21 protein-coding genes and 1 riboswitch are annotated in these 20,287 nt (G+C 67.9%); of the genes, 7 read left to right on the top strand and 14 right to left on the bottom strand.

The window, feature by feature from the left end; all coding sequences use genetic code 11:
- Nucleotides 1-29 precede the first annotated feature (29 nt).
- From A37E_RS0103595 to A37E_RS0103585, 3 genes are all read left to right on the top strand, one after another.
- Complete coding sequence (locus A37E_RS0103595; RefSeq protein WP_081837432.1) at nt 30-554, top strand: universal stress protein; 525 nt, start codon at nt 30-32, stop codon at nt 552-554.
- 345 nt (nt 555-899) lie between these two features.
- The gene (rpsA, locus tag A37E_RS0103590) at nt 900-2,627 is read left to right on the top strand and encodes a 30S ribosomal protein S1 (protein ID WP_024280439.1); all 1,728 of its coding nucleotides are present in this window, start codon (nt 900-902) and stop codon (nt 2,625-2,627) included.
- Nucleotides 2,628-2,783: 156 nt separating this feature from the next.
- Entirely contained in the window at nt 2,784-3,188 is a 405-nt protein-coding gene (locus A37E_RS0103585; RefSeq protein WP_024280438.1) for a hypothetical protein, read from the top strand.
- Between the two features lie 110 nt (nt 3,189-3,298).
- Here A37E_RS0103585 and A37E_RS0103580 read toward each other — a convergent pair whose 3' ends face one another.
- The 6 genes from A37E_RS0103580 to A37E_RS0103555 form a co-directional block, all read right to left on the bottom strand.
- A complete protein-coding gene (locus A37E_RS0103580; RefSeq protein ID WP_029555350.1) occupies nt 3,299-4,051 on the bottom strand; it encodes a carbonic anhydrase in 753 nt (250 codons plus the stop codon).
- A gap of 91 nt (nt 4,052-4,142) precedes the next feature.
- Nucleotides 4,143-4,739: a thiamine phosphate synthase gene (locus A37E_RS0103575; protein WP_280938455.1), complete on the bottom strand. Its 597-nt coding sequence runs from the start codon at nt 4,737-4,739 to the stop codon at nt 4,143-4,145.
- A 38-nt stretch (nt 4,740-4,777) separates the two neighbouring features.
- Nucleotides 4,778-5,569 (bottom strand): thiazole synthase, encoded by a 792-nt coding sequence (locus A37E_RS0103570; protein ID WP_029555349.1) that lies wholly within the window; start codon nt 5,567-5,569, stop codon nt 4,778-4,780.
- Between the two features lie 53 nt (nt 5,570-5,622).
- Nucleotides 5,623-5,829, bottom strand: a complete 207-nt coding sequence (thiS, locus tag A37E_RS0103565) for a sulfur carrier protein ThiS (protein ID WP_029555348.1) — start codon at nt 5,827-5,829, stop codon at nt 5,623-5,625.
- Between the two features lie 5 nt (nt 5,830-5,834).
- Nucleotides 5,835-7,055, bottom strand: a complete 1,221-nt coding sequence (thiO, locus tag A37E_RS0103560; protein WP_081837431.1) for a glycine oxidase ThiO — start codon at nt 7,053-7,055, stop codon at nt 5,835-5,837.
- A riboswitch (TPP riboswitch) is annotated at nt 7,044-7,143 on the bottom strand. It overlaps the preceding gene by 12 nt.
- A gap of 61 nt (nt 7,144-7,204) precedes the next feature.
- Complete coding sequence (locus A37E_RS0103555) at nt 7,205-7,417, bottom strand: Trm112 family protein (RefSeq protein ID WP_024280433.1); 213 nt, start codon at nt 7,415-7,417, stop codon at nt 7,205-7,207.
- Nucleotides 7,418-7,612: 195 nt separating this feature from the next.
- Here A37E_RS0103555 and A37E_RS0103550 point away from each other — a divergent pair, with 195 nt between their 5' ends.
- Complete coding sequence (locus A37E_RS0103550) at nt 7,613-8,500, top strand: DMT family transporter (RefSeq protein WP_029555346.1); 888 nt, start codon at nt 7,613-7,615, stop codon at nt 8,498-8,500.
- A gap of 63 nt (nt 8,501-8,563) precedes the next feature.
- Here the strand turns inward: A37E_RS0103550 and A37E_RS0103545 are convergent, their stop codons facing one another.
- Nucleotides 8,564-9,598, bottom strand: coding sequence for an aspartate-semialdehyde dehydrogenase (locus tag A37E_RS0103545; protein ID WP_029555345.1), 1,035 nt, complete (start codon nt 9,596-9,598; stop codon nt 8,564-8,566).
- Between the two features lie 244 nt (nt 9,599-9,842).
- Here A37E_RS0103545 and A37E_RS0103540 point away from each other — a divergent pair, with 244 nt between their 5' ends.
- The 3 genes from A37E_RS0103540 (at nt 9,843) to cysW (ending at nt 12,123) form a co-directional block, all read left to right on the top strand.
- Nucleotides 9,843-10,196, top strand: coding sequence for a hypothetical protein (locus A37E_RS0103540; RefSeq protein WP_024280430.1), 354 nt, complete (start codon nt 9,843-9,845; stop codon nt 10,194-10,196).
- A 188-nt stretch (nt 10,197-10,384) separates the two neighbouring features.
- Nucleotides 10,385-11,251, top strand: coding sequence for a sulfate ABC transporter permease subunit CysT (gene cysT / locus A37E_RS0103535; RefSeq protein WP_081837430.1), 867 nt, complete (start codon nt 10,385-10,387; stop codon nt 11,249-11,251).
- Complete coding sequence (gene cysW / locus A37E_RS0103530) at nt 11,251-12,123, top strand: sulfate ABC transporter permease subunit CysW (RefSeq protein ID WP_029555342.1); 873 nt, start codon at nt 11,251-11,253, stop codon at nt 12,121-12,123. Before cysT ends, cysW begins: the two co-directional genes overlap by 1 nt.
- 69 nt (nt 12,124-12,192) lie before the next feature.
- On the opposite strand, the gene rpe is transcribed toward cysW, so the two are convergent.
- The 7 genes from rpe to A37E_RS0103495 form a co-directional block, all read right to left on the bottom strand.
- Nucleotides 12,193-12,885 (bottom strand): ribulose-phosphate 3-epimerase, encoded by a 693-nt coding sequence (gene rpe, locus A37E_RS0103525; RefSeq protein ID WP_029555341.1) that lies wholly within the window; start codon nt 12,883-12,885, stop codon nt 12,193-12,195.
- Nucleotides 12,886-13,160: 275 nt separating this feature from the next.
- Nucleotides 13,161-14,225, bottom strand: a complete 1,065-nt coding sequence (gene fba, locus A37E_RS0103520; protein ID WP_029555340.1) for a class II fructose-bisphosphate aldolase — start codon at nt 14,223-14,225, stop codon at nt 13,161-13,163.
- Between the two features lie 219 nt (nt 14,226-14,444).
- A complete protein-coding gene (gene tkt, locus A37E_RS0103515; protein ID WP_029555339.1) occupies nt 14,445-16,508 on the bottom strand; it encodes a transketolase in 2,064 nt (687 codons plus the stop codon).
- Nucleotides 16,509-16,763: 255 nt separating this feature from the next.
- Nucleotides 16,764-17,639: a phosphoribulokinase gene (locus A37E_RS0103510; RefSeq protein ID WP_024280424.1), complete on the bottom strand. Its 876-nt coding sequence runs from the start codon at nt 17,637-17,639 to the stop codon at nt 16,764-16,766.
- Nucleotides 17,640-17,674: 35 nt separating this feature from the next.
- Nucleotides 17,675-18,769 (bottom strand): class 1 fructose-bisphosphatase, encoded by a 1,095-nt coding sequence (locus A37E_RS0103505; RefSeq protein WP_051678754.1) that lies wholly within the window; start codon nt 18,767-18,769, stop codon nt 17,675-17,677.
- An 89-nt stretch (nt 18,770-18,858) separates the two neighbouring features.
- Complete coding sequence (cbbX, locus tag A37E_RS0103500; protein ID WP_024280423.1) at nt 18,859-19,812, bottom strand: CbbX protein; 954 nt, start codon at nt 19,810-19,812, stop codon at nt 18,859-18,861.
- 71 nt (nt 19,813-19,883) lie between these two features.
- Nucleotides 19,884-20,285: a ribulose bisphosphate carboxylase small subunit gene (locus A37E_RS0103495; protein ID WP_024280422.1), complete on the bottom strand. Its 402-nt coding sequence runs from the start codon at nt 20,283-20,285 to the stop codon at nt 19,884-19,886.
- Nucleotides 20,286-20,287: the final 2 nt, after the last annotated feature.

Raw genomic sequence — 20,287 nt, 5'->3', positions numbered from 1 at the left:
GATCTCGGCTCTCGTTGCGGGAGGGAGCCATGTACAAGAAGATTCTCGTCGCCACCGACGGCTCGGCGCTGTCGGACCTTGCGGTCTCCCACGCCGTCGCGCTCGCCGCGGCGCTCCACGCGGCGCTTGTGATCGTCACCGCCAGCGAGCGCTTCCATCTCTTCAGCACCGAAGCCGACCAGATCGCCGACACGGAAGCCGAATATCGGCGCCAGACCGGGCGCAAGGCCGAGGCGATGCTCTCCCGGGCCGCCGCCACCGCCGCCGCGGCGGGCGTCGAGGCGAAGCAGGTGCATGTGGAGGACGACCAGCCCTTCCACGGCATCATCACCACCGCCGAGGCCGAGGGCTGCGACCTGATCGTGATGGCTTCCCACGGCCGCCGGGGCCTGTCGGCTGTCGTGCTGGGCAGCGAGACCACCAAAGTGCTCACCCACTCGGGCCTCCCCGTGCTGGTGGTGCGGGAGGAGGTCGCCCCCGCCGTCCAGGCCAAGCCCGCGGGCAGCGTGGAGTGGCCCGAGCCCAGCCCTGCCTTCCTCGCCCCTGGACGCTGAGCGCGCCTTCCGGACGGCCAGCTTTGCGCGAGCAGGCTTGCGCGAGCCCTTGCGCCAGCGGGGTTTTTGCCCTATGTGAGCCCGGTTCGTGGCCGCGCTCCCTCAAGCGGGGAGCCGCCCGGGTGGGCAGGGACCGGCGGTATACGCGGTCCTGATCGTCGGAGGCAGCCCGCCCTGGCTTTCTGTGAGCGCGCATCGACACTCAATTCATCGCCTGTGCCGCCCGGCCTTCGCGCCGGCCCGCCGCTTTTGCGGCGGCCGTTCGTCATTCCCTCGGAATGGCGGACATCCGAGCGGTTCGGGCCTCGCAACACGAGATGCCGGCGCAGCAAGTCTGGAGCGTGAATGTCCGCCGTAGAAACCACCCGTGAGGATTTTGCCGCCCTGCTCGACGAGAGCTTCGGCCGCGCCGACACCAATGAAGGTTCGGTGGTCAAGGGCATCGTGGTCGCCATCGAGAAGGATCTGGCGATCATCGATATCGGCCTGAAGACGGAAGGGCGTGTCGCCCTGCGCGAGTTCGCCGGCCCCGGCCGCGAGAACGCCATCAAGGTGGGTGACGAGGTCGAGGTCTATCTCGAGCGCGTCGAGAACGCCATGGGCGAAGCCGTCCTCTCGCGCGACAAGGCGCGCCGCGAGGAGAGCTGGGTCAAGCTCGAGAAGGCCTTCACGGCCAACGAGAAGGTCTTCGGCGTGATCTTCAACCAGGTGAAGGGCGGCTTCACCGTCGACCTCGATGGCGCCGTGGCCTTCCTGCCGCGCTCCCAGGTGGACATCCGCCCGATCCGCGACGTCGGCCCGCTGATGCACAACCAGCAGCCCTTCCAGATCCTCAAGATGGATCGCCGTCGCGGCAACATCGTCGTCTCCCGCCGTACCGTGCTGGAAGAGACCCGCGCCGAGCAGCGCCACGAGCTGGTGCAGAACCTCGAAGAGGGTCAGGCCATCGACGGCGTGGTCAAGAACATCACCGATTACGGTGCGTTCGTTGACCTCGGCGGCATCGACGGCCTGCTGCACGTCACCGACATCGCCTGGCGCCGCGTGAACCACCCGACCGAGGTGCTCAACATCGGCCAGACGGTCAAGGTCAAGATCATCAAGATCAACCACGAGACCCACCGCATCTCGCTCGGCATGAAGCAGCTTCTGGGCGATCCCTGGGAGGGCATCGAGGCCAAGTATCCGGTGGAGGCCCGCTTCAAGGGTCGCGTCACCAACATCACCGACTACGGCGCGTTCGTGGAGCTGGAGCCCGGCATCGAGGGCCTCATCCACGTCTCCGAGATGTCGTGGACCAAGAAGAACGTCCACCCCGGCAAGATCGTCTCCACCTCCCAGGAGGTCGAGGTTCAGGTGCTGGAAGTGGATTCGGCCAAGCGCCGCATCTCCCTCGGCCTCAAGCAGACCCTCCAGAACCCCTGGGAGGCCTTCGCCGAGAAGTATGCGCCCGGCGCCGTGGTGGAAGGCGAGGTCAAGAACAAGACCGAGTTCGGCCTGTTCCTCGGCCTCGATGGCGATGTGGACGGCATGGTCCACCTCTCCGACCTCGACTGGAACCGTCCGGGCGAGCAGGTGATCGACGAATACCGCAAGGGCGACATGGTGAAGGCCGTGGTGCTCGACGTGGACGTCGAGAAGGAGCGCATCTCCCTCGGCATCAAGCAGCTGGCCGGCGATCCCTTCGCCGACGCGGGCGAGGTGAAGAAGGGCGCTGTCGTGACCTGCGAAGTCACCGACGTGAAGGACGGCGGCATCGAGGTGAAGCTCACCGGCACCGACCTCTCCGCCTTCATCAAGCGCTCCGAGCTCGCTCGCGACCGCAACGACCAGCGCCCCGAGCGCTTCTCGGTCGGCGACAAGCTCGACGCCCGCGTCACCCTGTTCGACCGCAAGGCGCGCAAGGTGCAGGTCTCCATCAAGGCGATGGAGATCGCGGAAGAGCGTGAGGCCGTGGCCCAGTTCGGCTCGCAGGATTCGGGCGCTTCGCTCGGCGATATCCTGGGTGCCGCGCTGAAGCAGCGCGCCGCCGACACGGCTGACACCGCCGAGGAGGCGGACAAGGAAGACTGATCGCTCCACGCGATCGGATTTCTCTGAAGAACGAAGGGCCGGTGCATTGCACCGGCCCTTTTTTTCAACCCATGCGCCATTCAGACGCCGACTGGCATCCTTGTGCTGGGATCAGCGCAGAAGTATCCAAGTCTGGTTGTCAATGGGAGGTTTGCCATGAAGCGCAGGATGATTTCCCTCGGCGTCGTCGCCGCGGTCTCGCTCGCCGCCACGGGTTCGGCCTTCGCCCTCACCGGCAAGGAGTTCCTTCGCAAGTACAACAAGGACAAGGACAGCACCGTCGAGATCGTCGAGGCCATCGACCTCGGCACCAAGGTCTTCAAGGCCATCAATCCGGACAAGGACAAGACCCTTGAGGCCGCCGAGACCAAGGGCCGGCTGACCGACGAGGATTGGGCCGCCGTGAACAAGGACGGCGACAAGACCCTGGAGCTGGACGAGTGGCTCATCATCGTGCGCAAGCGCTTCAACGATGCCGATGCCAACAAGGACGGCAAGCTGACCGAGGCCGAGCTGGATTCCCCCGCCGGCCAGCAGCTTCTCCTGCTCATCGCCAAGTGAAGCTGACGGCACGCCGCGCCTGATGCGGCTGGGGAGGGCGTGGCGTCCTCCCCCCGTGAAAAGCGCGTAGGCGCGCCGCTGTGGCGGCGCCCCTTGTCCCAGCCCCTGCTTCAGTTGAGACGCAGCAGGAAGCGCCGGTTCACCGCCTGCAGCGGGCGGGCGTTCATGGGGAAGATGGCGCGGAAGGCGTCGATGTCCGCCTGCGCCACTTCGATGGGCGCCCCGAACACGTTCCAGTCCACGATTTCCGAGCAGGGCGGCGTGGTCAGCGACCCCTCGTAGCGATAGGTGCCGCGCGCCGACGGCAGGAAGCCGGCCGGATCAAGCGGCGCAGCCAGCGTCTTGTCCCCGGCCTTGCGCGGCGCGGCAGCCATGATCGAGGAGAAGCCGGCATTGGCCGCGCCGGGCACCATGAACACACCGGCCACCAGCAGCCCGCCTTCAGGCGCCGCATGGACGAAATGGGCCTCCATGGCGGTGCGCTTGCCGTCGATCGCGTGCTCGCTCGGTGCGTGGAAGTGGAACTGCTTGAGCGCGTAGGTCTTGCCGCCCATGGTGGCGGTGCCCCCGTCGCCGGTCACGTCGGCCTGGATGGTATGGCCGTTGTTCACGACCTTGTAGGCGAACGGCTTCCAGGCAAGCACCGGGCCGGCACTCTCCGCCTTGACGGCGCCTTCGAGATTGATCGGCGATTGCTGGCTGCCCACCGAGCAGGCCGAAAATCCCTTTTCGAGCGAACCCCATTCCTGCGGTCCGCCGTGCCCTTCATAGGTCCAGTGCGCTCCCTCGGAAGCGCGGGCGGCGTTGGCGCAGACCGGGCAGGCGACAAGGCCCGCAAGCAGCGTGCGGCGATTGATGGTCATTGAATTGCCCCTTGTATGGCGGTTCCTCCGCTGCGGCCAAGCTTACCAGCGCTGGGGATACTCGCAAAAGCCGATACTGTTCCGGGATGGATCAGATTGCGGCTGACGCGGCTGCAGCCAGGGCGGCGAAGGCGGCTCGCGGATCGCCCGCGCGCATGATTCCCCCCATGACCGCGACGCCCTTGGCCCCGGCGGTGAGGCAGGCCGGCGCCGACTCTGCGTCGACGCCGGCGAGAGCGACCACCGGCACGGCGCTCGTGCGGGCGAAGGCCGAAAGCCCTTCAAGCCCCAGCGCCGGCCCGTGTCCCGGCTTGGATCTTGTGAGAAAGACCGGGCTCGCCGTGATGTAGTCGAGCGCACCCGGATCGGCGGCGGTGGCCTCCGCCAGGGTGTGGGTAGACAGGCCGATCAGGGCCCCTGGCCCAAGGAGCGCCCGTGCGACCTTCGCATCCCCGCCGCCGGAAAGGTGCACGCCGTCCGCGCCCGCGGCCTGCGCCAGCTCGGGCGGGCCATGCAACGTCAGGCGGGCGTGGAAGGGGGCTGTCGCGGCGCGCAGGCGGGCGAAGAGGGCGATCTGCTCGGCCGCCAGCAGGTCTTTCTCCCGCAGGCTCACCCATCTGCATCCGCCGGCGCAGGCTGCGGCTACCACATCCACCAGATCGCCCCGCGCCAGCGTGCGGTCGGTGATGAGGAGCAGCGGCGGCGTCGGCAGAGGGGGCAGGGGGGTCAGCTCCCGACCAGACCGAACTCGGGGCTGGAAGCCTCCGCGTGCAGCTTGCGCGGAATGCGGCCGGCGAGGCGCGCGAGGCGGCCGGCGTCCACCGCGTGGCGGAAGGCGGTCGCCATGCGCACCGGGTCGAGCGCCTTGGAGACGGCGGTGTTGAGCAGCACCGCCGAGCAGCCCAGCTCCATGGCGAGGGCCGCGTCGGACGCCGTGCCGATGCCGGCGTCCAGCACCACCGGCACGGGGGAGCGGGAGCAGATCAGCTCGATCATGTGCGGATTGGCGATGCCGAGGCCAGTGCCGATCATGGAGCCGAGCGGCATGACAGTCGCTGCGCCGAGGTCCGCGAGCTTCTGGCAGGTGACGGGATCGTCGTTGCAATAGGGCAGGACGACGAAGCCGCGCGAGACCAGCTCCTCGGTGGCCTTCAGCAGCTCCTCCACATTGGGATAGAGCAGCTCGCGGTCGCCGATGACCTCCAGCTTCACCCAGTCCGTCTCCAGCGCCTCGCGGGCGAGTTCGGCGGTGAGCACCGCATCCTTGGCGGTCTGGCAGCCGGCGGTGTTGGGCAGGATGTGGACGCGGCCGGTGAGGAGGTCCGTCAGGCTCTCCTCGTAGCCGGCGAGGCTGATGCGGCGGATGGAGGCCGTGGCCATCTCGCTGCCCGAGGCGGCGAGGGCATCGAGGAAGACCTTCTGGTTGGGATAGCCCGCCGTGCCCAGGAACAGCCGCGACGAGAAGGTGCGGCCGGCGATGACGAGGGGATCGGCGTTGGGATTTTCGAACGCGCTCATGGTGCTTCTTCCCGGCGCCCGCGCACGAGCGCTCTGTTCTGTTCGGCCGGGGCTCAGCCGCCCTGCTTGGCCTCGATGATTTCCACGGCGTCGCCTGCGGAAAGGCGCGCGTCGGTCCAGGTGCGGCGAGGTACCACCGCGCCGTTCACCGCCACCGCGATGCCCTTGCGCTCCGGCTCAAGCCCCTTGGCGACGAGCAAGTCGGCAACGGTGGCGACGGAATGCGCCTCCTCGGCACCGTTCACCTTCAGGGCCAGCATGGCGTTCACTCCGCCGCCGCGCGTGGCGGGCCGAAGCGCTCCGCGCCGAAGGGCCGGGCCACGTCCGCAATGGTACCACCGAGGATGTGGTCGGCGATCACCTGCGTCGTCACGGGCAGAAGGAGGATGCCGTTGCGGTGATGGCCGGTGGCGTAGACGAGGCCGTCCACCTCCGGGCTCGGGCCGAGGATGGGCGCATCGTCCCGGCTGCCGGGGCGGAAGCCGACCCATTGCTCGACGATGCTCAGCTCTTCCAGCGTCGGCAGTGCCCGCCACGCTTGGGTGAGCAAAGCGAGCTGGCCGCCGGCCGTGAGGTCGGTGTCGAACCCCTTCTCCTCGGTGGTGGCACCGAGGATCAGCCGCCCGTCGCGCCGCGGCACGAGATAGGAGCCCGGCGCCCACAGCACGTGGGAGAGGATGGGCGCCGCCGGGTCCATGCGCAGGGACAGCATCTGCCCCTTGATGGGGCGCACCGGCAGCGGCGTCGCCGGGGTAATGTCCACGCCCCGGCTCCAGGCGCCGGCGGCGAGCACCACCACATCGGCAGCATGGTGCGTCTCGCCGGTGACGACGCCGGTGGCGCGGCCGCCAGCGGTCTCAACCCGGCTCACCGGGGTGTGTTCGTGGAGCCTTGCGCCGGCCTTCAGCGCGGCGATCTTCAGCGCGGCGGCAACCTTGCGATTGTCGACCTGATGATCCTCCGGGCTCAGCACGCCGCCGGCGAGGCGGGGGGCGAGATAGGGCTCGCGTCGGCGCACTTCGGCGGCGGTGAGCCACTGGACGGGCAGGCCGAGGCCCTGCTGAAAGGCGAACAGGTGGCGCAGCTTCGCCAGATCGTCCGCCGTGAGGGCGATGGTGATGGTGCCCTCGGTGCGCAGGTCCACCTCTTGTCCGGAGGCATGCTCCAGCTCCGCCGCGAAGGCGGGCCACAGGGTCTGGCTGGCGCGGTTGAGGGTGAGCAGGCCTTCCTCGCCGGGCTCGGCCTCGGCGCAGGCGGCCAGCATGCCGGCGGCGGCGCGGCTCGCGCCTTGCCCGGTCTCACCGGCGTCGAACAGGTCCACCGGGCAACCCGCTTCAGCGAGGCGCCACGCGAGGGCGAGGCCGATGACGCCGCCGCCGACGATGGCCACATGGGGACGGGCGACGCGCGGTTTCGCCTTGCCCGCCGGTGCCGAGCCGGCTTGCGATGAAGGTGCGGATATCAACTGCGACAAGCTCTCGCTCATCGGCATCTCCCTACGCTGGCATGATCCAGACAGGTTCGATGGGTGTGATCTCAGCCGCGCATGATGCGCGGCACCCCAGGCCGTATCTGTTATTTACTCATGCCGGCCGCAGAACTGCAAGAGGCGGGGCGCCCGGGACGAGGCGGACCTCAGCGGTTGAGTTCGCTTTCGTCCAACTGGCGCGCCTCGTCGGCGAGCATGATCGGGATGCCGTCGCGGATGGGATAGGCGAGGCGGGCGGCACGGGAGATCAGCTCCTGGCGCTCGCGATCATATTCCAGCGGCCCCTTGGTGAGGGGGCAGACCAGGATTTCGAGCAGCTTGGGGTCGACGTCGTGGCCGGGACGCTGGGACTGGATCATGTTCTCGCTCATTGGTGCCGCGCGTTTCGAGGGCAAGGGTTTCGCGGCGCGCCACCATAGCGGCGGCGGGGTGGCCTTTCACCAGTGATTTTCGCGACATCACGGCCGCTGATGGGCATATCACGCGGTTTCGCTGTCTTTCCGCCCCCGCAGCCCCTAATGAAGCGGCCTTGGAATCGCGCCCTCGGGAGCCCAATGGATCGACGCTTGGCCCTCGGGCTTCTTCTCGGCTTCGTCGCGGTCGTGATGTTCGGCGCGACGCTGCCGCTCACCCGCTTCGCGCTGCACGATTTCAGCCCCTGGTTCATCAGCTTCGGCCGCGCCGCTTTGGCGGGCTTTGCGGCGCTCGGGCTGGTGCTGGCGCTGCGCCGGCCGTGGCCGTTCGGCCAGCCCAAGGTGCTGTGGCGCCTCGCCGTGTCCTCCGCCTGCCTGATCTTCGTGTTCCCGCTGGCCATCGGCGTCGCCACCCAGACGGTGCCGGCGGCCCATGGCGGCATCGTGCTCGGCCTTCTGCCCCTGTGCACCGCCATCGCGGCCATGCTGCTGGCCGGCGAGCGGCCGGGCCTCGGTTTGTTCGCCGCGAGCGCGGTGGGGGCCGGGCTTGTGGTGGCCTTCGCCTTGCGCAACGGCGCGGGCGGCGCGCTGGGAATGGGCGACAGCCTGCTGTTCCTCGGCGTCATCGCCTGCGCCATCGGCTACGCCGTCTCCGGCGGCCTCGCGCGCACCATGTCGGGCTGGGAGGTGATCGCGTTCATGCTGATCCTCTGCCTGCCGGTGACGCTGCCGCTCGCGCTCCTCACCTTTCCATGGGGTGGGGCGGGTACTGTGGCAGGAGCCTCCTGGGCGGCACTGGTCTATCTCGGCCTCTTCAGCCAGCTCATCGGCTTTTTCTTCTGGAATGCCGGGCTCGCCATGGGCGGCATCGCCCGCGTCGGCCAGATGCAGCTCCTGCAGACCTTCGTGACGGTGGGACTCGCCTGGCCCATCAATGGCGAGGTGCCGGACGCAGAAACCGTGGCCTTCGCCGCGGGCGTGGCGCTGGTGGTCGCGGTGGCGCAGCGGACCCGCTCCCGGCCGCGCTGATCCCGCAAACGAAAACGGCCCGCCGAAGCGGGCCGTTCTTTACGTCTCGGATTACCAGAAGGCTCAGGCCGCCTTGGAACGGGCGGTGATGAGCTTGCGGTTCACCAGCACCTCGGCGATCTGCACCGCATTCAGCGCGGCGCCCTTGCGCAGATTGTCCGACACGCACCAGAAGGCGATGCCGTTGTCCACGGTCGGGTCGTCGCGCAGGCGCGAGATGTAGGTCGCGTCCTCGCCGGCCGCCTCGTGGGGGGTGGCGTAGCCGCCCGGCTCACGGGTGTCGATGACGAGGATGCCGGGCGCCTCGCGCAGGATCTTGCGCGCGTCGTCGGCGGACAGCTCCTTCTCGAACTCCACGTTCACCGCCTCGGAGTGGGAGATGAAGACCGGCACGCGGACGCAGGTGGCCGTGAGCTTGATCTTGGGGTCGAGAATCTTCTTGGTCTCGGCCACCATCTTCCACTCTTCCTTGGTGAAACCGTCGTCCATGAAGACGTCGATCTGCGGGATGAGATTGAAGGCGATGCGCTTCGGGAACTTCTTCGGCTCCACCGGATCGGAGACGAAGACGGCGCGCGTCTGCGAGAACAGCTCGTCCATGGCGTCCTTGCCGGCGCCGGAGACGGACTGGTAGGTGGAGACCACCACGCGCTTGATGGTCGCGGCATCATGCAGCGGCTTCAGCGCGACCACGAGCTGCGCCGTGGAGCAGTTCGGATTGGCGATGATGTTCTTCTTGGTGAAGCCGACGATGGCGTCCGCATTCACCTCGGGAACGATCAGCGGCACGTCCGGGTCCATGCGCCACTGGGAGGAATTGTCGATGACGACGCAGCCCTGCGCGCCGATCTTCGGCGACCACTCCTTGGACACGGCTCCGCCGGCCGACATCAGGCAGATGTCGGTGTCGGAGAAGTCGTAGGTCTCGAGCGCCTTCACCTTCAGGGTTTTATCGCCGTAGGAGACTTCCACGCCCTGCGACTTTCGCGAGGCGAGCGCGACAACCTCGTCCGCGGGGAAACCCCGCTCGTCGAGGATCGAGAGAATCTCCCGGCCCACGTTGCCCGTGGCGCCGACGACGGCGACCTTGTAACCCATGATGTTCCTCGGATGTCTCGGCCCATGCGGCCGAAGACCGTGCTTTTAGGCCGAACCCCCTGGCCTTGCAAATCGAAGATTCGCGATCAGGCACGGCATCCGCGCATTCAACTGTTGCGTCAACGCAACGCGCCGGCGTCGAGAAGGCGGGAACATGGCACCAAGGAGGCGGGTTTCCTTGCGCAGGGGACAAACGTCTATTAATCCAGTCAAGGTCGGCCCTGCGCCGATCTGGGAGGATGCCATGGGTTTCGCGTCGTTCACCACCTTCGCTGCTTTCGCCCGTTCGGGCCTGAAGACGGCGCTCTCGGTGTCGCTGGCGGCGGCAGCCATTGCGGCGACCACCGGTGCCTTTTCCATCGCGTCCGCCGACAGCGCCGAGGCGCAGACGGTGAAGAAGCGCAACCGCATCGTGGTGGAGCGCCGCTCCTATCTCGATGCCGGCACGGTGGTGAAGCCCGGCTCCAAGTCGTACCTCGATTACGCGCTGCCGCCCGGCTATTTCTACCCGACCTATGGGCCCACCGCCGCCGGCCCCGGCCCCATCACCGGCCTGCGCTGGCCGCTGCCGGGCGCCTTCGACCTGCCGGGCTTCTGAGCCTCGGCCGAAGGAGAAGACGGAAGGGGCCGCCTCGCGGCCCTTTTTTGTGCGGCGAAATCACAGCGATTTCGCGGTGTTTAATTTTTATCCCGGCCAAGCATGACATTTCCGCTTGTGCGCGCCATAACGGCCCTATGCCGCGCCGTCGGCCCGACCTTCCAGCGCAAGATGCCCCTTAAGAGCCCATGCCCCGCCCCCGCTTCGCGCTGCCGATGCTGAGCCGCCAGCCCCGCCGCAGCGTCATTCCGGGCTTTCGGCTCTCGCTCGGCCTCGCACTGCTCTATCTCGGCCTGATCGTGCTCCTGCCCATCGGCGCGCTGCTGCTGAAGGCGGCGGACGTGGGCTTCGAGCGCTACATCGCCATCATCACCTCGCCGCGCACGCTCGCCTCCTTCCAGGTGACGCTGACCACGGCAGCGCTGGCGGCGCTGTTCAATGCCATCTATGGCCTCGCCCTCGCCTGGGTGCTGGTGCGCTACGAGTTTCCCGGCAAGCGCCTGCTGGATGCCATGGTGGACGTGCCTTTCGCCCTGCCCACGGCAGTGGCGGGCCTCGCGCTGACGGCACTGTTCGCCAAGAACGGCTGGTTCGGCGCGCCGCTGGCGCAGTGGGGGATACAGGTGGCCTACGCCCCGGCCGGCATCGTCTGCGCCATGGCCTTCACCTCCATCCCCTTCGTGGTGCGCACGGTGCAGCCGGTGCTGGAGGATATGGAGCCGGAACTGGAGGAGGCGGGCGCGACGCTGGGCGCGAGCGACCTCACCATCTTCCGCCGCATCATTTTCCCGACCATCTTTCCGGCCTTCCTCGCCGGCACGTCTCTGGCCTTCGCCCGCTCGCTCGGGGAGTTCGGCGCGGTGGTGTTCATCGCCGGCAACCAGCCGTTCCGCACCGAGATCGTGGCGCTGCTCACCTTCATCCGGCTGGAAGAATATGACTACGCCGCCGCCGCGGCGATCGCCGTCACCATGCTGGGCCTCGCCTTCATCATGCTTCTGATCGTGAACGCCGTGCAGGCGTGGCATCAGAAGTTTGCGATGGGGGATGCCTGATGGCCCGTCCCGTGAACCGCCACCGCCTGCGCGTCGGCGACGGCGTGGTGACGCGCTCGGTGATTCTCACGCTGGTGCTGGCGACCACCGGTCTGGCGCTCATCGCGCCGCTGGCCGTCATCTTCGCCGAGGCGTTCGCGCGCGGCCTGCCCACCTATCTCGAAGCGCTCGCCCGGCCGGATACGCTGCATGCGGTGGGGCTGACGCTGCTGACGGCCCTCATCTGCGTGCCGCTCAACACCGCCTTCGGCATCGCCGCCGCCTGGGCGGTGACGAAATTCTCCTTCCGCGGGCGCAACCTGCTGCTGGCGGTGGCGGAGCTGCCCTTCTCCATCTCGCCCATCGTGGCGGGCGTCGCCTATCTCTTCGTCTATGGGGCGCAGGGGCTGTTCGGGCCGTTTCTGCAGGCGCACGACATCAAGATCATGTTCGCCGTGCCGGCCATCATCCTGGCCAGCCTGTTCGTCACCGCGCCCTTCGTGCTGCGCGAACTGGTGCCGCTGATGATGGCGCAGGGGCGGGACGAGGAGGAGGCGGCGGTCAGTCTCGGCGCCTCGGGCTTCGACGTGCTGCGGCTCGTCACTTTGCCCAACGTGAAGTTCGCGCTGCTCTACGGTGCCGCTTTGTGCAATGCGCGGGTGATGGGCGAGTTCGGCGCCGTCTCCATCGTCTCCGGCAACATCCGCGGGCAGACCTCGACCCTGCCGTTGCAGATCGAGCTGCTCTATCAGGACAGCCACGCGGTCGCGGCCTTCGCCGCGGCGACGGTGCTGGCGGGCGTCGCCCTGTTCACGCTGGTGGCGAAGTATCTGATCGAGCGGGCAGAGCGGGCGCGGGGCGAGATCGTCGCGCCGCGCCGGCCGGGGCACTGATACCGACGGTCCCGGTCTTGGACCGGTGCCGATTGCTTCGCTCAGGCGCCGCGCGGGCTTGAGCCAGCCTCAGGCCGCAGCGGCGGTGCCCGTGGCGGCGGCGATTTCGCGCTTCATGGCGGCGATGGTCGCGGCATAGTCCTTGGCGCCGTAGATGGCGCTGCCGGCGACGAAGGTGTCCGCCCCCGCCGCGGCGATGGCGCCGATATTGTCCACCTTCACCCCGCCGTCGATCTCAAGCCGGATGTCCTTACCCGAGGCGTCGATGCGCTCGCGGATGGCCTTCAGCTTGTCCAGCGCTGAGGGAATGAAGGCCTGCCCGCCGAAGCCGGGGTTCACCGACATGACGAGAACCAGATCCAGCGCATCCAGCGTGTAGTCCAGCACCGAGAGGGGAGTGGCCGGGTTCAGCACCAGGCCGGCCTTCACACCCTTGGAGCGGATGAGCTGGAGGGAGCGGTCCACATGCTCGGAAGCTTCAGGATGGAAGGAGATGAGGTCGGCGCCGGCGGCGGCGAACGCCTCGATCATGCCGTCCACCGGCTTCACCATCAGATGCACGTCCACGAACGCCTTGGTCGCCTTGCGCAGCGACTGGAGGATCAGCGGGCCGATGGTGAGGTTGGGGACGTAATGGTTGTCCATCACGTCGAAATGGATCCACTCGGCGCCGCCCTCGAGCACCGCATCCACCTCGGCGCCGAGGCGGGTGAAGTCCGCCGAGAGGATGGAGGGGGCGATGATGGGATAGGCGCGGGCCATGGGGATCTCTCCTTAACGACTGGATAGGCGGGGCGCGGTCTCGTGCCCCGGCCGACTGGAGCGTCAGTGGAAGGAGAGCCGGGGCCCAGCGCAATAGTGCGCCGAAGGCGGCTCCCTTCATGACCCTCGCAGACATGAGCCTGCTGCGCAGGACCTTTCCCTGGACCCCGGATCAGCGCTCCAGCTGCGCTGTCGCTTGTCCGGGGGAACGAGGCAGCCGTGGCTGCCTCAGGCACTTCTATAGGCACGGCACCGGGTGGGCGCCAGCCGTCCCCTCAGTGCACCACCTGCGCCAGCTCGCCGGACGCATAGCGCTTGGCCATCTCGTCCAGTTCGATGGCCCGGATCTTCTCGGCCTTGCCGGCGGAGCCGAAGGCCTCGAAGCGGGCGATGCAGACCTTCTTCGCCTCTTCCATGGCGGCGGCCATGAACTTGCGCGGGTCGAACTCGCTCTTGTTCTTGGCGCCGACGCGGCGGATGGCGGCGGTCATGGCGAGGCGGATGTCGGTGTCGATGTTCACCTTGCGCACGCCGTAGCGGATGCCTTCCTGGATCTCCTCCACCGGCACGCCGTAGGTCTCCTTGATGTCGCCGCCATAGGTGCGGATTTCCTCAAGCAGCTCCTGCGGCACCGAGGACGAGCCGTGCATCACCAGGTGGGTGGTGGGGATGCGCTGGTGGATCGCCTTGATGCGGTCGATGGCGAGGATGTCGCCGGTGGGCTTGCGGGTGAACTTGTAGGCGCCGTGGGAGGTACCGATGGCGATGGCCAGCGCATCGCACTGGGTCGCCTTCACGAACTGGGCCGCCTCGTCCGGATCGGTGAGCAGCTTGGAATGGTCGAGGGCCTCCTCGGCGCCATGGCCGTCCTCGGCCTCGCCCTTGCCGGTCTCCAGCGAGCCGAGGCAGCCGAGTTCGCCTTCCACCGACACGCCCACCGCATGGGCCAGTTCCACCACCTTGGCGGTGACGGAGACGTTGTAGTCATAGTCCGCCGGGGTCTTACCGTCTTCCTTCAGGGAGCCGTCCATCATCACCGAGGAGAAGCCGGATTTGATGGCGCCCATGCAGACGGCCGGGGAGGCGCCATGGTCCTGGTGCATCACCACCGGAATCTCGGGATAGGCCTCCACGGCAGCGGCGATGAGGTGGCGCAGGAAGGCTTCGCCGGCATATTTGCGGGCGCCGGCCGAGCCCTGGAGGATGACGGGCGACGAGGTGGCGCGGGCGGCGTCCATGATCGCCTTCACCTGCTCCATGTTGTTCACGTTGAAGGCCGGCAGTCCGTAGGAATGCTCCGCCGCATGGTCGAGCAGCTGGCGCATGGAAACGAGGGCCATAGTCCTCTCCTCTTCAAAGTTCAGGTCGGCGCCGCGATGCGCGCGCCATGGTTCCGTCCGCTCCGTTAGCCCCGGCCTGTGCCGGGCTTACGGTGCTGCTTGGCTGCTGTCCGTTACCCTTCACCGCTCCGGCTGACCCGGCGCGGGCCGGGTCGATCGCTTCGTCCGGTGGCGCCCCCGCCCAGCCGTCCCCCGCAGGGGAGAGGCCTTCATTGGCGCTCACCCTACTGCGCGGCGCACCGCGTCGGCCACAGCTTCCGGTGTAAAGCCGAACAGCGGCCACAGGTCCTTTTCCGGCGCCGATTCGCCGAAGCGGTCGATGCCGATGGCGATGATGCCGTCGGCGCGGGTGCCGGAGAGGCCGCGCCAGCCGCGGGTGACGCCCGCTTCCACCGCCACCACCGGAACGCCCTTGGGGAAGAGGACCGCGCGCTCGGTCTCGGTCAGCGCCTCGAAGCGCTCGCGGCAGGGCATGGAGACGATGCGGGTGGGAATGCCCGCGGTATCGAGCAGGTCTGCCGCTGCCGCTGCCAGCTTCACTTCCGAGCCGGTGGCGACGAGCACGGCACGGGCGAGGCCCTCGCTCTCGCGCAGCACGTAGGCACCGGCCTCGATACCTTCGATCTGCGCCGCGTCACGCGGCCAGCAGGGAAGGTTCTGCCGCGACAGGATGAAGGCGCTCGGGCCATTCGTGCGCGTCAGGGCGGCGTGCCAGGCGGCGAGCGTCTCCACGGTGTCGGCGGGGCGCCACACGTCGAGGTTGGGGATGAGGCGCAGGCTCTCCACATGCTCCACCGGCTGGTGGGTGGGGCCGTCCTCGCCGAGGCCGATGGAATCGTGGGTGAGGATGTAGATGACCCGCTGGCCCATGAGCGCGCTCATGCGCATGGCGTTGCGGGCATAGTCCGAGAACACGAGGAAGGTGGCGACGAAGGGGATGAACCCGCCGTGCAGCGCGATGCCGTTGGCGATCGCCGACATGCCAAACTCGCGCACGCCGTAGAAGATCTGGTTGCCGGCGGGATCGCGGGTGATCGGCACGGCGCCGGGGAAGGTGGTGAGGTTGGAATGGGCGAGGTCCGCCGAGCCGCCCAGGAATTCCGGCACCGCCGGGGCGAGGGCGGCAAGGGCCAGCTGGCTCGCCTTGCGGGTCGCCACCGTCTCGGCCTTCTCCACGGTGGCCTTCAGGGCCGTCGCGTAGGTCGCGGCGAAGGCGGGGGAGAGGTCGCCTTTGAGCCGGCGGCGGAATTCGGCCGCTTCCGCCGGATAGGCGCGCTCATAGGCTTCCATGCGCGCGTCCCAGGCCGACTGGCGGGCCGCGCCGGAGCGGCGGGCATCCCACAAAGCGTAGATGTCCTCGGGCACCTCGAAGGGCGCGTGGTCCCAGCCCATGGCGGCGCGGGTGCGGGCGATCTCCTCGGCGCCGAGCGGGGCGCCGTGGGTGTCCTGGTGGCCTTCCTTGGTGGGCGCGCCGCGGCCGATGGTGGTCTTGCAGCAGATCAGTGTCGGCTTGCCGGTCTCGGACAGAGCCGCCTCGACCGCATCGCGCAGCATGGCGGGGTCGTGGCCGTCCACGTTGCGGATCACCTGCCAGCCATAGGCGGCGAAGCGAGCCGGGGTGTCGTCCGGGAACCACTCTTCCACCTTGCCGTCGATGGAAATGCCGTTGTCGTCATAGAAGGCGACGAGCTTGCCGAGGCCGAGGCGCCCGGCCAGCGAGCACGCCTCGTGGCTCACGCCCTCCATCAGGCAGCCGTCGCCGAGGAAGACGAAGGTGCGGTGATCGACGATGGAGAGGCCCGGCCGGTTGAACTGGGCAGCCAGTGTCTTCTCGGCGATGGCCATGCCCACCGCATTGGCAAGGCCCTGGCCGAGCGGGCCGGTGGTGGTTTCCACGCCCGGCGTCATGCCGAGTTCGGGGTGGCCGGGGGTGCGCGAATGCAGCTGGCGGAAGCGCTTCAGCTCGGCGATGGGCAGATCGTAGCCGGTGAGATGAAGCAGCGCATAGATCAGCATGGAGCCGTGCCCATTGGAGAGCACGAAGCGGTCGCGGTCGGGCCAGGAGGGGTCTGCCGGATTATGCCGCAGATGCTCGCGCCAGAGCACGGCGGCGATCTCGGCCATGCCCATGGGCGCGCCGGGGTGGCCTGACTTCGCCTGCTCCACGCCGTCCATGGCGAGGGCGCGCAGGGCCGCCGTCACCGGCCAGCCGAGCGCGCCGGGAGAACGGTCAACGGGCGCCGGAGCGTCGGCAGCGGCGAGTGCAGCGGCGTGGGCGGTCATTGTTTTCTCCCTCCGGCTCGTGACCCCGCGCAACACCCCGGGCGTCGCCGGGTGGTCGGAAGGGCCTGCCAATTGTCAGTTACGCAAAACGCGCGCCATCTCGTGCCGGAAGAAGCGCTCGGCTCCGGTCCGGAAAGGGTGGGGGGAGGGCAGCAGCCACGCGTCCAAGGTCGCCCGGGCTTCGGGGCTCAAGAACGTGCCGCCCTCCCCCCTCACCCTCCCCCCGGCGCGGGGGAGGGGAGCTTCGCGCCCGGCTCAGCCGGCGCGGCGCTTCCTGTCCATCAGCTTCATGATGAGCGGGGTCAGCAGGAGCTGCATGGCGAGATCCTGCTTGTTGCCGGGGATGACGATGGAATTCGCCCGCGACATGAAGCTGTTGTGGATCATCGACAGCAGATAGGGGAAATCGATGCCGTGCGGGTCGCGGAAGCGGATCACGACCATGGATTCGTCCGGCGTCGGGATCCAGCGGGCGACGAACGGGTTGGAGGTGTCCACCGTCGGCACGCGCTGGAAGTTGATGTCGGTCTCGGTGAACTGCGGGCAGATATAGCGCACGTAATCGGGCATGCGCCGCATGATGGTGTCGGTCACGTCCTCGGTGGTGTAGCCGCGGGTGGCCTTGTCGCGGTGGATCTTCTGGATCCACTCCAGGTTGATCACGGGCACCACGCCGATCTTCAGGTCGGCATGCTGGGCAAGGTTCAGTTCGTCGGTGACGACCGCCCCGTGCAGCCCCTCGTAGAAGAGGATGTCGGTGCCCTGCTCCAGATCTTCCCAGTCGGTGAAGCGGCCGGGCTCGGTATTGTACAGCTTGGCTTCGCCGGCATCGTGGACATAGTGCCGGAAGCGGCCGGAGCCGGTCGCCCCATAGTCCTTGAACAGCTGGGCCAGATCGTCGAGCCGGTTGGTCTCGGGCGAGAAGTGGCTGAAGTGCTTGTTGCCCTTGGCCGCCTCGGCAGCCATCAGCTCGCGCATTTCATAGCGGTCGTAGCGGTGGAAGCTGTCGCCTTCCACGAAGGCCGCCTTGACCTTCTCGCGATAGAAGATCTGCTCGAAGGTCCGCTTCACGGAGGTCGTTCCCGCGCCCGACGAACCGGTGACGACAATGATGGGGTGCTTGATGGACATGGTGTGCTCGAATCTCGGAGATCAGGGGGCGCGGTTCAGATGAACAGTCCGCGCCGCGCGAACAGCGGCGAGCGCTCGCCATGGCCGTTCGGCTCCAGGTGATAGCGGGAGACCCGGGCCACCTCGTCGCGGGAGCCGAAGATGAACGGCACGCGCTGGTGCAGGCCGGTGGCGGAAAGGTCCAGGATCGCGCCCCGGCCGTCGGTGGCCGAACCGCTCGCCTGCTCCATCAGGAAGGCGACCGGGAAAGCCTCGTAGAGAAGGCGCAGGCGGCCGTGGGTGTAGCCCTTCCGGCCATCGCCCGGATAAAGATAGATACCGCCGCGCTGGAAGATGCGATGCGCGTCCGCCACCATGGAGGCCACCCAGCGCATGTTGAAGTCGCGCTCCCGCGGCCCCTTCTTGCCGGCGAGGCAGTCATCCACATAGTCACGCACCGGCACGTCCCAGTGGTGGTAGTTGGACATGTTGATGGCGAACTCGGCCGCGCCCTCCTTCACCTTCACCTCTGCATTGACCAGGCGGAAGAGGCCGGCGCGGTCGAGGGCGAAGTGCCAGGTGCCGGCGCCGAGCGTCAGCATCATCGCTGTGTGGGGGCCGTAGATCACATAGCCGGCGGCCAGCATGTCCCGCCCGTTCTGCAGGAAGGCAGAGGGTTCGGACGCGTCGGCGCCTTCGGCACGCGGGAAGACGGCGAAGATGGTGCCGACCGAGATGTCGGTATCGATGTTGGACGAGCCGTCCAGCGGATCGATGGCGACAAGCAGCGGCGCGGTGGGGTCGAGCAGGACCGGGGCGTCGTTCTCCTCGGATGCCACCGCCGCGACCGGCGCCGCCTTCAGTGCGCCGATGACGATGTCGTTGGAGATGACGTCCAGCGCCTTCTGGCCTTCGCCGGCCTCGCCGGAGGAGAGGGTGCGGGCGAGATCGCCGGCGAGCGGCCCCTCGGCGATGGCTGCGGCCAGCGACGCGCAACCGGTGGCGAGGGCGCAGACGGTATCAGCGACGGCACGGCGGCGGGCATCCGCACCCGCCCACTCGTCGAGCATGACGGTGAGCGTGATACGCGAGGCTGCGACACCTGCAGCCTGGGCAACTGCGGCCCGATGGTCTGCGTTCGGCTCCAACATGGCAGATCTCCCTGAGGGCTCCTCCGCGCGGCCCGTTCGGCGGGCCGTCACAGGTTTTATTTTTGGTCGTCTTCCGGTCCCGAAGCGGATTATTCCGTCTGGGGTTTGTAGTCCGGGGCGTCGATGCCGCCGGCAAACACCCGGCTGGCGCGAACATCCCCCTCGGAAATGGTCGACAGGGCAGCGCGGTCGGCGAGCCCGCCGCTCTCGAACAGCCGCAGCGACTGGCGCAGCCGCATGCGGTCCAAAGCGTTGCGGATCGAGCGCGCGTTGGCGAAGTTCGGCTGGAGCCGGCGCTTGGCCACATATTCCTCGATCGCGACCTCGGCCTCCGGGCTGAAGGTGTAGTCGGCATCGGCCGCCATGGTCTTGGCGATCTCCACCAGCTCGGCGTCCTCATAGTCCGGGAAGTCGATGTGGTGGGCGATGCGGGAGCGGAAGCCGGGATTGCTCTCGAAGAAGCGGTCCATGCGGTCCTTGTAGCCCGCGAGGATCACCACGAGATCGTCCCGCTGGTTTTCCATCACCTGGAGCAGAATCTCGATGGCTTCCTGACCGTAATCCCGCTCGTTCTCGGGCCGGTACAGATAATAAGCCTCGTCTATGAACAGGACGCCGCCCATGGCCTTCTTAAGAATCTCTTTGGTCTTCGGTGCCGTGTGGCCGATATATTGGCCCACGAGATCGTCCCGCGTCACCGAGACAAGATGACCCCGCCGCACATATCCAAGGCGGTGGAGGATCTGCGCCATTTTCAGCGCGACCGTGGTCTTGCCGGTGCCGGGATTGCCGGTGAACGCCATGTGCAGCGTCGGCGCGCCGGAGGTGAGGCCCAGCTTTTCGCGGGCCCGGCCGATGACGAGGTGGGCGGCGATCTCGCGGATGCGCCGCTTGACGGGCTTGAGCCCGATCAGGCCCTCGTCCAGCTCGGCGAGAAATTCGGGGACTTCGCTCTCGGTGAAGAGAGCGCCGAGGTCGAGCCTGCCCTCGGCAGCCTCAGCCGGCAACGCGGCGGACGGTGCGGATGTGGCAACATCGAGCATGACTCGAACCTCGGCGTTAAGTGGCGCGGTGGGAACGGCCGCGCTGGTGAAGCTCGAAATGGGTGGTCAGATCAGCCGGCCGCGTAGGACCGGTGCTGGAGTGCGTAGCGCTGGGTGCGGCCCGGCCCTTCGGTGCGGTCGAGGCGGAAGCCGTCTTCCTTCTCCGGACGCTGGACGATGAAGGAGAGGCGCACCGTCTCCCACCCGCGATTGGAGTCGAAGGCGTTCACCCGCACATACTTGCCGGGATGGGCGGTGCGGCAGGCCTCGACCTCGCCATAGACGCCGGCGGCATCGCGCAGGTCGAACATGGGCAGGCCCCACATCTCCCAATAGGTGTTCCGGGGATGGGGATCGTCCGTGTACTCGACCGAGACCGCCCAGTTCTGGTCCAGCGCATACTGGATCTGGGCCTTGACCTGGGCCGCCGTGAGGTCGGGCAGGAAGGAGAAGGTGCCTTGGGTGATGCGCATGT

It is taken from the genome of Xanthobacter sp. 91, from assembly GCF_000702385.1.
Classification (GTDB): Bacteria; Pseudomonadota; Alphaproteobacteria; order Rhizobiales; family Xanthobacteraceae; genus Xanthobacter; species Xanthobacter aminoxidans.
This window is presented reverse-complemented; position numbering and strand designations above follow the sequence as displayed.

Bases quoted from the DNA above. Each gene is read 5' to 3' on its own strand.
- A37E_RS0103595 (WP_081837432.1), top strand. From the start codon at position 30: ATGTACAAGAAGATTCTCGTCGCCACCGACGGCTCGGCGCTGTCGGAC.
- rpsA (WP_024280439.1), top strand. From the start codon at position 900: ATGTCCGCCGTAGAAACCACCCGTGAGGATTTTGCCGCCCTGCTCGAC.
- A37E_RS0103585 (WP_024280438.1), top strand. From the start codon at position 2,784: ATGAAGCGCAGGATGATTTCCCTCGGCGTCGTCGCCGCGGTCTCGCTC.
- A37E_RS0103580 (WP_029555350.1), bottom strand. From the start codon at position 4,051: ATGACCATCAATCGCCGCACGCTGCTTGCGGGCCTTGTCGCCTGCCCG.
- A37E_RS0103570 (WP_029555349.1), bottom strand. From the start codon at position 5,569: ATGAGCGCGTTCGAAAATCCCAACGCCGATCCCCTCGTCATCGCCGGC.
- thiS (WP_029555348.1), bottom strand. From the start codon at position 5,829: ATGCTGGCCCTGAAGGTGAACGGTGCCGAGGAGGCGCATTCCGTCGCC.
- thiO (WP_081837431.1), bottom strand. From the start codon at position 7,055: ATGAGCGAGAGCTTGTCGCAGTTGATATCCGCACCTTCATCGCAAGCC.
- A37E_RS0103555 (WP_024280433.1), bottom strand. From the start codon at position 7,417: ATGATCCAGTCCCAGCGTCCCGGCCACGACGTCGACCCCAAGCTGCTC.
- A37E_RS0103550 (WP_029555346.1), top strand. From the start codon at position 7,613: ATGGATCGACGCTTGGCCCTCGGGCTTCTTCTCGGCTTCGTCGCGGTC.
- A37E_RS0103545 (WP_029555345.1), bottom strand. From the start codon at position 9,598: ATGGGTTACAAGGTCGCCGTCGTCGGCGCCACGGGCAACGTGGGCCGG.
- A37E_RS0103540 (WP_024280430.1), top strand. From the start codon at position 9,843: ATGGGTTTCGCGTCGTTCACCACCTTCGCTGCTTTCGCCCGTTCGGGC.
- cysT (WP_081837430.1), top strand. From the start codon at position 10,385: ATGCCCCGCCCCCGCTTCGCGCTGCCGATGCTGAGCCGCCAGCCCCGC.
- cysW (WP_029555342.1), top strand. From the start codon at position 11,251: ATGGCCCGTCCCGTGAACCGCCACCGCCTGCGCGTCGGCGACGGCGTG.
- rpe (WP_029555341.1), bottom strand. From the start codon at position 12,885: ATGGCCCGCGCCTATCCCATCATCGCCCCCTCCATCCTCTCGGCGGAC.
- fba (WP_029555340.1), bottom strand. From the start codon at position 14,225: ATGGCCCTCGTTTCCATGCGCCAGCTGCTCGACCATGCGGCGGAGCAT.
- tkt (WP_029555339.1), bottom strand. From the start codon at position 16,508: ATGACCGCCCACGCCGCTGCACTCGCCGCTGCCGACGCTCCGGCGCCC.
- A37E_RS0103510 (WP_024280424.1), bottom strand. From the start codon at position 17,639: ATGTCCATCAAGCACCCCATCATTGTCGTCACCGGTTCGTCGGGCGCG.
- A37E_RS0103505 (WP_051678754.1), bottom strand. From the start codon at position 18,769: ATGTTGGAGCCGAACGCAGACCATCGGGCCGCAGTTGCCCAGGCTGCA.
- cbbX (WP_024280423.1), bottom strand. From the start codon at position 19,812: ATGCTCGATGTTGCCACATCCGCACCGTCCGCCGCGTTGCCGGCTGAG.
- A37E_RS0103495 (WP_024280422.1), bottom strand. From the start codon at position 20,285: ATGCGCATCACCCAAGGCACCTTCTCCTTCCTGCCCGACCTCACGGCG.